9 protein-coding genes are annotated in these 10,079 nt (G+C 54.4%); all 9 read left to right on the plus strand.

Features of this window, described 5'->3' with window-relative positions:
• The first annotated feature begins 328 nt into the window (after positions 1-328).
• Entirely contained in the window at positions 329-1,180 is an 852-nt protein-coding gene (locus OES20_18020) for a 3-hydroxybutyryl-CoA dehydrogenase (protein ID MDH3636591.1), read from the plus strand.
• Positions 1,181-1,304: 124 nt separating this feature from the next.
• The gene (locus tag OES20_18025) at positions 1,305-3,269 is read left to right on the plus strand and encodes an AMP-binding protein (GenBank protein ID MDH3636592.1); all 1,965 of its coding nucleotides are present in this window, start codon (positions 1,305-1,307) and stop codon (positions 3,267-3,269) included.
• Entirely contained in the window at positions 3,266-4,060 is a 795-nt protein-coding gene (locus tag OES20_18030) for an ABC transporter ATP-binding protein (GenBank protein MDH3636593.1), read from the plus strand. Before OES20_18025 ends, OES20_18030 begins: the two co-directional genes overlap by 4 nt.
• A gap of 6 nt (positions 4,061-4,066) precedes the next feature.
• Positions 4,067-4,963: a branched-chain amino acid ABC transporter permease gene (locus OES20_18035; GenBank protein ID MDH3636594.1), complete on the plus strand. Its 897-nt coding sequence runs from the start codon at positions 4,067-4,069 to the stop codon at positions 4,961-4,963.
• A 2-nt stretch (positions 4,964-4,965) separates the two neighbouring features.
• On the plus strand, positions 4,966-6,042 hold the full coding sequence (locus tag OES20_18040; GenBank protein ID MDH3636595.1) for a branched-chain amino acid ABC transporter permease: 1,077 nt from the start codon (positions 4,966-4,968) through the stop codon (positions 6,040-6,042).
• Positions 6,043-6,121: 79 nt separating this feature from the next.
• The gene (locus OES20_18045; protein ID MDH3636596.1) at positions 6,122-7,435 is read left to right on the plus strand and encodes an ABC transporter substrate-binding protein; all 1,314 of its coding nucleotides are present in this window, start codon (positions 6,122-6,124) and stop codon (positions 7,433-7,435) included.
• A 65-nt stretch (positions 7,436-7,500) separates the two neighbouring features.
• Entirely contained in the window at positions 7,501-8,295 is a 795-nt protein-coding gene (locus OES20_18050; protein ID MDH3636597.1) for an ABC transporter ATP-binding protein, read from the plus strand.
• Positions 8,296-8,484: 189 nt separating this feature from the next.
• Positions 8,485-9,720, plus strand: a complete 1,236-nt coding sequence (locus OES20_18055; GenBank protein MDH3636598.1) for an AMP-binding protein — start codon at positions 8,485-8,487, stop codon at positions 9,718-9,720.
• 20 nt (positions 9,721-9,740) lie between these two features.
• A partial coding sequence (locus OES20_18060; protein ID MDH3636599.1) for a CoA transferase occupies positions 9,741-10,079 on the plus strand: 339 nt, incomplete at its 3' end.

Below are 10,079 nucleotides of genomic sequence, written 5' to 3' on the forward strand. Positions count from 1 at the left end.
GGCCAATACAGGCGTAACATGTAACTATCAGCCGAACCGGCTGTCATTTCGGTACCAATCGGTATCGAGCAACGACGACGTGTTGACTATATCGGGGGATATATCGGGGGACAGTATACCTATTTCACCCTACTATATCGGGGGACAGTATACCTATTTCACCCTACTATATCGGGGGACAGCTATATCGGGGGACAGTATACCTATTTCACCCTGTGAAATAGGTATACTGTCCCCGTATTACTCGTATTACTCCACGCTCGAAGAGCGCACATTATTTTGACAATCCACACCCGGCGGTCAGGCCGCGGGATGACCAGGAGTAAAAATGAACATAAAAACAGTCGGCGTGATCGGCGCCGGAACCATGGGCAACGGCATCGCGCAGGTTTGTGCCGCGGCGGGCCTCAAGGTGACGATGCAGGATATCGGCGAAGCACAGGTAAAACGCGGTATCGACACTATTTCCACCAGCCTGGACCGCATGATCAAGAAAGAAAAGATCGGCGCCGATGACAAGCAGGCCGCACTGGCCAATATCGACACCGCGACGTCACTCGATGCGCTCGCCAACGTCGACATCGTGATCGAAGCTGCCACCGAGAACGAAGCGCTCAAGCTGAGCCTCTTCGAGCAGCTGGACAGCATCTGCAAAAACGACGCCATCCTGGCAAGCAATACGTCATCGATATCATTGACGCGAATCGCCGGTGCAACGCAGCGCGCGGGCCAGGTGATCGGCATGCATTTCATGAACCCGGTACCGATGATGGCACTGGTCGAAGTGATTCGTGCGCTGCAAACCACCGATGAAACTTACCGGGCGGTGCACGATCTGAGCGAGTTTATCGGCAAGATTCCAATCGAGGCCAAAGACAGTCCCGGTTTCGTTGCCAACCGTATCCTGATACCGATGCTGAACGAGGCAGCCTACGTTTACAACGAGGGGCTTGCCAGCGCAGAGGGTATCGATGAAATCATGAAACTGGGCATGTCGCATCCAATGGGCCCCCTGATGCTGGCAGACCTGATCGGGCTCGATACCTGTTTATCGGTGATCAAGGTGCTGCACGAGGGCTTTGGCGACTCCAAGTACCGCCCTTGTCCGATCTGGCAGCAAATGGTCGACGCCGGATACCTCGGTCGTAAAAGCGGGCGCGGTTTTTATATTTACGATTAGCAACCAGACGTATTTGCCCCCGGGACAGCGGAAAAAGCAGAATTGACGGGGTTAGTCTTTTAACCGATGATCTGTACCCATAACTAGATCCACAATAAGAACTGCACCGGGCGGTAAATAACCGATGGAACACGACACGGCGCTGGACACTTTTCCCAGGCTATTGCAAAGCCATGTAAAGCTGCGTCCGAACCAGGACGCGATCCGCGAAAAAGCCCTCGGAATCTGGCAATCCTGGACCTGGGCCGAGGCGGCCACCGAGATTCGGGCCCTCGCCTGTGGCCTGGCGAGCCTTGGGCTGAAACGCGGTGACAAGCTTGCGATTATCGGCGACAACCGCCCTCATCTTTACTGGGGCATGACCGCGGCGCAGGCGCTGGGGGCAGTTCCGGTGCCGCTCTACCAGGACGCGGTTGCCGATGAAATGGCTTACGTGCTCGATAACGCCGACGTCAAGATCGCGCTGGTGGAGGACCAAGAGCAGGTCGACAAGATGCTCGAGGTAAGGAATCGATGCCCGAAGATTGAACACGTTATTTTCGATGACACCCGCGGATTGCGTCACTACGAGCAGGATTTCCTGCACGACTACGAAAAAATACAGCAGGTCGGTATCGAATTCGACCATGATCACCCCGACTTTTATGACCAGCAGGTAGCAGCGGGTAGCGGTAAGGAAATCTCGATCATGCTCTACACCTCAGGTACCACGGGCCATCCCAAGGGAGTCATGCTGAGCAACGACAACGTCATTATCACCGCGCGTAACGGCATCATTCGCGAGGGGCTGACGGCGAACGAAGAAGTGCTAGCTTACCTGCCGATGGCCTGGGTCGGGGACAACCTGTTTTCCTATGCACAATCCTTCGTTGCCGGATTTTGCGTGAGCTGTCCGGAAGATGCGACCACGGTTGCCCACGACCTGCGCGAAATCGGTCCGACCTATTATTTCGCCCCACCCCGCGTCTACGAAAACATGCTCACCCAGGTCATGATTCGGATGGAGGACGCGGCCAAAATCAAACGCGATATCTTTCACTACTTCATGGAGCATGCGCGTAAGGTCGGGGTCAAGATCCTGAACCGTGAACCGGTATCGCTTAAGGATTCGTTACTTTACAAGCTCGGCGACATTCTCGTGTACGGCCCGCTTAAAGACGTGCTGGGCTTGCGCCGCACCCGGCTCGCCTACACTGCCGGAGAGGCCATCGGCCCTGAAATTTTCGATTTTTATCGCTCCCTGGGCATCAACATCAAGCAGCTCTACGGCCAGACCGAATGCATGGTTTTCATCTGCGTACAGCCTGATGGGGAAGTATTTGCCGACACGGTCGGCACGCCGGCAATCGATGTCGAAATCAAGATCGATGACAATGGCGAAATCATGTATCGCAGCCCGGGCGTGTTTCAGTCTTACTATAAAAACCCGGAATCAACCGCGAGTACCAAGACCGAGGATGGCTGGGTGCATACCGGTGATGCGGGATTCTTCGATGACGACAATGGTCACCTGAAAATTATCGACCGCGCCAAAGACGTCGGCAAGCTCAACGATGGTACCCTGTTTGCTCCGAAATATATCGAAAACAAGCTCAAGTTCTTTTCCTTTATCAAGGAAGCGGTGGTCTACGGGAACGAGCGTGACTTCAGCACCGCGTTTATCAATATCGATCTCGATGCCGTCGGCAACTGGGCCGAACGGCGCAACATGGCCTACTCCGGATACATCGACCTTGCCGGGCAGGATGACGTCTACCAGCTAATCAAGGAGTGCATCGACAAGGTAAACCGGGACCTGTCGCAGGATAGCCGTCTCGGCAATTCGCAAATTCGGCGTTTCCTGATCCTGCATAAAGAGCTCGATGCCGACGACGGCGAATTGACCCGTACCCGCAAGGTACGCCGCAACTTTGTTGGCGATCGTTACGATATCCTGGTCGATGCGCTTTACTCGGACCGCCAGCAATGCCATGTCGAAACCCAGGTCACTTTCGAGGATGGGCGCACCGGGATGCTGGAAGCCGATATCAAGATTTGGGATGCCGCGGTTTTTCCGGTTAGAACCCTGGCCCAGGACGCTGCCGCATGAATGAGCGCAATATCGGTGACGAAATTCTCCGGGTCGAGAATATAAGCCTCTCCTTCGGGATCATGAAGGTCCTGGACGACATCAGCTTTGACATCAGGCAGGGCGAGATTCGCTCGATTATCGGCCCCAACGGTGCCGGCAAGAGCTCGATGCTTAACGTCATCAACGGCTTTTATCATCCCCAGCAGGGATCGATTACCTTCAAGGGTAATACGCGCAAGCAGATGGCCCCGCACGTCGCGGCGACCCAGGGCATCGCGCGTACCTTTCAGAATATCGCATTGTTCAAGGGTATGAGCACGCTCGACAACATAATGACCGGGCGCAATCTGAAAATGAAAACCAACCTGTTCTGGCAAGCGCTGCATATCGGCCCGGCACGCATTGAGGAACTCGAACACCGCGAGGCAGCCGAACGTATCATCGACTTTCTCGACATCCAGGCGATTCGCAAGAAACCGGTGGGCAAACTGCCTTACGGGCTGCAAAAGCGCGTCGAGCTGGGGCGCGCGCTCGCCGCCGAACCCGATCTGCTGTTGCTCGACGAACCCATGGCGGGGATGAACAGCGAAGAAAAGGAAGACATGTGCCGTTTCGTGCTCGATGTTAATTCGGAGTTCGGCACCACGATCGCATTAATCGAACACGATATGGGTGTCGTCATGGATTTATCCGACCGTGTGCTGGTGCTCGATTACGGCAAGCAACTCGCCGATGGCCTGCCTGACGAAGTCCGCAATAACCAGACTGTCATCGATGCCTACCTCGGAATTCCACATGAACAGGCTTAACAACTGATGCTATTTTTTATCGAAGTCGCACTGAGTGGACTGATGGCCGGTGTCATGTACTCGCTGGTGGCGCTCGGTTTCGTGCTGATATTCAAGGCTTCGGGGATATTCAATTTTGCCCAGGGCGTCATGGCGCTGTTCGCGGCGCTGACCCTGGTCGGGCTGATGGAAAAGTTTGGTATGCCAATTTGGCTCGCGATCATCGGAACCATCATCGTTATGATCGCGTTGGCCTGGGCGATCGAGCGCTTCATGTTGCGCCCCCTGGTTAACCAGGAGCCGATCATTCTGTTCATGGCGACGATTGGGCTCGCCTACGTGCTCGAAGGCGCAGGTGATATTTTGTGGGGATCGGATGTCAAGGTCCTGGATCTCGGCATCCCGCAGGGCGCATCGGACTGGATGCTCGATAGCTTTGATATTTACATCGAGAAGCTGGAAATATTTGCTGCCGCCACGGCCGCGATCATGGTGACTTTCCTGGCGATATTTTTCCAGAAGACGCGCATCGGACGGGCACTGCGCGCGGTTGCCGACGACCACCAGGCCGCGCTTTCGGTTGGTATTTCGCTGAACACCATCTGGGTCATCGTATGGTCGGTCGCGGGCATAGTCGCGCTCGTCGCCGGCATCATGTGGGGTTCCAAATCCGGCGTGCAGTTCTCGCTGTCGTTAATCGCCCTGAAAGCACTGCCGGTCCTGATCCTCGGTGGATTTACCTCGGTGCCGGGCGCAATCATCGGCGGCATGATTATAGGGGTTGGTGAAAAAGTGGCGGAAGTTTACCTCGGGCCGATAGTCGGCGGCGCGATCGAAAACTGGTTCGCCTACATGCTGGCATTGGCGTTCCTGTTGTTTAGACCGCAGGGTTTGTTCGGCGAACGCATTATTGAGCGAGTGTAAGGATGATTTATCGGGAAACCGGTCAGTTTAAAGCAAATTACCAGGACGACCAGGCGCTGTTCCCGATCGCCCAGGATCGTTACGTCATCTTCGCGACGCTGTTTGTAGTATTTGCGGTGATTCCATTCTTGCTGAACCAGTATTGGTTGAATGCCATTCTGTTGCCGTTCCTGATCTATGCACTGGCGGCTCTCGGCCTCAACATTCTGACAGGATATTGTGGCCAGCTGTCACTCGGAACCGGGGCGTTCATGGCAGTAGGCGCCTTTTCAGTTTTCAAACTGATGACCGTCGTTCCCGAACTCGGATTTATTCCGCTGGTGATTCTATCGGGCCTGATAACTGCAGCGGTTGGTACCCTGTTTGGTCTGCCCTCGCTGCGCATCAAGGGATTTTATCTCGCGGTCGCGACGCTGGCTGCACAGTTCTTCCTGATCTGGCTGTTTAACAAGGTAGGATGGTTTTTCAACTACAACGCGACGGGGATGATTACCTCGCCACCAATGACACTATTCGGGGTGATCGTGACCGGACCTTCGGCTGACCCGGTTGCCAAGTATTACCTGGTAGCCGGATTCGTTGCTGTGTTTGCACTGCTTGCGAAAAATATCGTGCGCGGGCGAATCGGTCGCAACTGGATGGCGATTCGCGATATGGATATCGCCGCCGAACTGATCGGTGTGCGTCCCTTAATCGCGAAGTTATCGGCGTTCGCCGTGTCATCTTTTTACATCGGTATGGCGGGCGCGCTATATTTTGCTGTTTGGCTCGGTTCCGCCGAACCGACCGAAGCCTTCGACATCAATCAATCGTTCCTGGTGCTGTTTATGATAATCATCGGTGGGCTGGGTTCGGTGCTTGGATCGTTTCTGGGTGCCGCATTCCTGGTTATGATGCCGATATTACTTAAGAATATTATGGTCGACGGCTTTGGTGCCGATAGTGCGCTGGCCGCACACATTGAAATTATCATCGTCGGCGTGCTGATAATTGGATTTTTGATTGTCGAACCCCATGGGCTGGCGCGCCTGTGGCGGATCGCCAAGGAAAAAATGCGCCTATGGCCATTCCCTTATTAAATTAATTAAGTAAGTGGATTGCTAGACGGCATGTCGCTTAAAATGTTGTTTCAACAGATAACCGGAGGAAGAAAATAAAATGAGAAATCTAGCTAAAAACCTGGTGGTCGGTCTTTTTTCGCTACCGCTAATTATGGGGGTGGCCAGTGCCTACGAATTGACAATTCCGACATTTGACTACCGCACCGGTCCGTACGGACCCAATGGAATCCCGTTCGCCAATGGCTACAGCGAGTATTTCATGATGCTCAACGAACGCGACGGTGGCATCAACGGCACCAGGATAAACCTGGTTCCTTGCGAAACCGGCTATAACACCAAGCGCGGTGTCGAGTGTTACGAAAATGTCAAGAACGAGGGCGAATCGGGCGCATTGGTCATTCAACCGCTGTCAACCGGGATTACCTACCAGATAATCCCCAAAGCCAGCGTCGACAAAATTCCGATTTTTTCGATGGGCTACGGCCGCACCTCGGCCGCAAACGGTAAGATCTTCCCGTGGGTGTTCAACTTTCCGGCTACTTATTGGAGCCAGGCGACCGTATTCGTACAGTACATAGCCGAAAAGGAAGGAGGTATGGATAAACTGAAGGGCAAGAAAATTGCGCTGGTTTACCACAACTCTGCTTACGGCAAGGAACCGATTCGTACGCTTGAGAGCGCGGCCAAGAAGTTCGGTTTCGAATTCATGCAGTTACCGGTCGATCACCCTGGCCAGGAGCAGAAAGCAACCTGGCTACAAATCCGTAAGGAACGTCCTGACTGGGTATTGATGTGGGGCTGGGGTGTCATGAACCAGGTCGCGATCAAGGAAGCCGCATCGATTCGCTACCCGATGGATCATTTTATCGGCGTCTGGTGGTCAGGTTCTGAAAACGATGTACTACCTGCCGGGGATGGCGCTCATGGTTATCTCTCGGGTGCCTTTCACCAACCCGGCGATAACTTCCCTGCACACGACGACATCAAGAAGTATGTCTACGACAAGGGAAAAGGTCTGGGAGATCGTGATCGTATCGGTGAAGTGCTCTACAATCGCGGCCTGGTCGCAGCAATGTGGACTTCCGAGGCAATTCGTAAGGCGATGGAAATTCATGGCACCAACAAGGTCAAGGGCGTGCATGTGCGTGATGGCTTTGAAGCGCTCGATGTCGATGAAGCGCGCCTGAAAGAACTGGGGCTGCCTGGATTCACGATTCCGGTTAAGATCAGCTGTGAAAACCATGAAGGCCCTGCCAAAGGTGCGTTACAGCAATGGGATGCCAAAGCCAAGAAATGGAGTCTGGTGACCGACTTTTACAATTCGTTGCACGACATTACCGGCCCGCTAATTGCCGAAGATTCATCGCAGTACGCGAAAGAAAATAACGTGGTTCCGCGTATCTGTGGCTAGTTACCGACAACGCAATTGGGAAACAGCCGGTGAGCGAAACCGGTAATCGGATTGATACCAGGCCGATGTTATCGGTTAACAACATCGAGGTCATTTACGACCATGTCATCCTGGTATTGAAAGGCGTTTCTCTTGAGGTTCCCGAGCAGGGCATCGTCGCCCTGCTCGGCGCCAATGGCGCGGGTAAGACCACCACGCTGAAAGCGGTTTCCAACTTGCTACGCGCCGAACGCGGCGATATCACCAAGGGCAGTATCGAGTTCCAGGGTGAGCGCATCGATGCGCTCACCCCGGCCGAACTGGTACAACAGGGTGTTATACAGGTCATGGAAGGACGCCATTGTTTCGAACACCTCACGGTCGAGGAAAACTTGCTTACCGGGGCTTATACTCGCCGCGACGGCAATGTTGCGATCCAGCAAGATCTCGAACTGGTATACAGCTATTTCCCGCGCCTGAAAAATCGCAGCCGGGCCCAGGCCGGTTATACTTCTGGTGGCGAGCAGCAAATGATTGCCATCGGCCGCGCGCTGATGTCTCGCCCAAAAATGATTCTGCTCGATGAACCATCGATGGGGCTGGCACCTCAACTGGTAGAAGAAATTTTCGAAAATGTCGAACGCCTGAATAAAGACGAAGGCGTTACCTTTTTACTTGCTGAGCAAAATACCAACATCGCACTACGCTACGCAGATCATGGCTATATTCTTGAAAATGGCCGCGTCGTACTCGACGGCACCGCGGCGGAACTGCGTGAAAACACCGACGTCAAGGAATTCTACCTCGGCATTAGCGAGGGTGAACGCATCAGTTTTCGCGACGTAAAACACTATCGACGCCGCAAGCGCTGGCTGACCTAAGCTATCCCGGCATCCGGCAGGTATAACAATCCCGCTTGATGTAACGGCAGGAGTTCTGGATCCCGCGATTAAATCGCGGGATGACAGCCCGAATGTCATTCCCGCGCAAGCGGGAATCTTATAATATGGCGTCTTCAGGGGATCCCGATAGGTCGGACCGCCGCTTACGCGGGGATGATGGGAGAGGCGATGAGTGAATTCTACGACAGTCTGGAAACACGCAGCATAGACGAACGCGAGCAGGCGCAACTTGAGGCTATTCGCGAACAGATAAGGCATGTAAAGAGCAATACCGCCGCGTATTCGGAGTCACTCAAGGATATTAATGCAGATGATATTACCGATGCCGCGTCATTCAGCGCCTTAGCGTTGACACGCAAGTCGGAATTGATCGAATTACAGCAGGCGCAGCGTCCCTTCGGTGGTTACACCGCGAAGGATACGGCATTTTGTTCCCACGTGTTTGCATCGCCCGGTCCGATATACGAACCCGGTTTTGCTGTCCCCGATTTCTGGCGCTTTGCACGTTCGCTTTACGCCAGTGGAATTCGAGCAGGTGAGCTGGTGCACAATTGTTTCAGCTACCATTTCACCCCGGCGGGCCAGATGTTTGACAGTGCGGCGCTTGCGCTCGGCTGTAGCGTCATTCCTGCCGGTGTCGGCCAAACCGAATTACAGGTGCAAACCATCGCCGACCTGCAACCCGATGCATACGTTGGTACCCCCTCATTTTTTAAAATTATTCTCGAACAGGCCGACGAATTAGAGCGCGATGTCGGCTCAATCGGCAAGGCGATGATGAGTGGGGAAGCCTTACCGCCGCCGTTACGCGACAGTTTTGTCGAGCGCGGTGTGCGCGTGCAACAGTGCTATGGCACCGCCGACCTGGGCCTGATCGCCTACGAATCCCACGCCATGGAAGGGTTGATTATCGACGAGGGCGTTTACGTTGAAATCGTGCGTCCCGGAACCGGTGAACTGGTCGCCGAAGACGAAGTTGGCGAAGTGGTGGTCACCAACCTGGGCCGCGAATATCCCCTGCTGCGGTTCGCGACCGGCGATTTGTCGGCCTATCTGCCTGGAACCAGTCCCTGTGGTCGCACCAACCAACGCATCAAGGGCTGGATGGGACGCGCCGATCAGACCGCCAAAGTACGTGGCATGTTCATTCACCCGGAACAGGTGGATAAAGTCGTCAAGCGTCATTCGGAAATATCCCGGGCACGCCTGGTCATCAATTGGGTTGACCAGGCCGACCAGATAACCCTGCAATGTGAGTCCGAAGTTAGCGATGTATCCCTGGTCGATGCAATCGCCGAGAGTATCAGGTCAATCTGTAAACTTCGTGGCGAAGTCGAGATCGTAGCACCCGGCACCCTGCCGAACGATGGCAAGGTTATCGACGATATTCGCCAGTACGAGTAACCAGCCTCAGCGCCATCCCTGTGAATTCGAAACGCCTGCTAGCAGATGTCCGCGTCATCGATCTGTCGCAATACATTCCCGGGCCTTTTGCAACCCGACAACTGGCTGATCTCGGCGCCGAAGTGATAAAAATCGAACCGCCGGGTGGAGATCCGATGAGATTTTTCATGCACACCGCGAAGGACGAGCTATCACCGATTTATCGTCATCTCAACCGCGGCAAGCGCATTTGTCAGCTGGATCTGAAGTCCGAATCGGACCGGGAGGCCTTGTTGGCGCTGCTCGCTGATGCCGATATTCTGCTCGAATCCTTCAGACCGGGCGTGCTGGCACGGCTTGGCCTTGGTCCCGACCGACTC

This window comes from Gammaproteobacteria bacterium (assembly GCA_029862005.1).
Lineage (GTDB): Bacteria > Pseudomonadota > Gammaproteobacteria.

What these genes read in the sequence shown, in the direction of transcription:
- OES20_18020 (MDH3636591.1), top strand. Translation starts at nt 329, where the DNA reads ATGAACATAAAAACAGTCGGCGTGATCGGCGCCGGAACCATGGGCAAC.
- OES20_18025 (MDH3636592.1), top strand. Translation starts at nt 1,305, where the DNA reads ATGGAACACGACACGGCGCTGGACACTTTTCCCAGGCTATTGCAAAGC.
- OES20_18030 (MDH3636593.1), top strand. Translation starts at nt 3,266, where the DNA reads ATGAATGAGCGCAATATCGGTGACGAAATTCTCCGGGTCGAGAATATA.
- OES20_18035 (MDH3636594.1), top strand. Translation starts at nt 4,067, where the DNA reads ATGCTATTTTTTATCGAAGTCGCACTGAGTGGACTGATGGCCGGTGTC.
- OES20_18040 (MDH3636595.1), top strand. Translation starts at nt 4,966, where the DNA reads ATGATTTATCGGGAAACCGGTCAGTTTAAAGCAAATTACCAGGACGAC.
- OES20_18045 (MDH3636596.1), top strand. Translation starts at nt 6,122, where the DNA reads ATGAGAAATCTAGCTAAAAACCTGGTGGTCGGTCTTTTTTCGCTACCG.
- OES20_18050 (MDH3636597.1), top strand. Translation starts at nt 7,501, where the DNA reads ATGTTATCGGTTAACAACATCGAGGTCATTTACGACCATGTCATCCTG.
- OES20_18055 (MDH3636598.1), top strand. Translation starts at nt 8,485, where the DNA reads ATGAGTGAATTCTACGACAGTCTGGAAACACGCAGCATAGACGAACGC.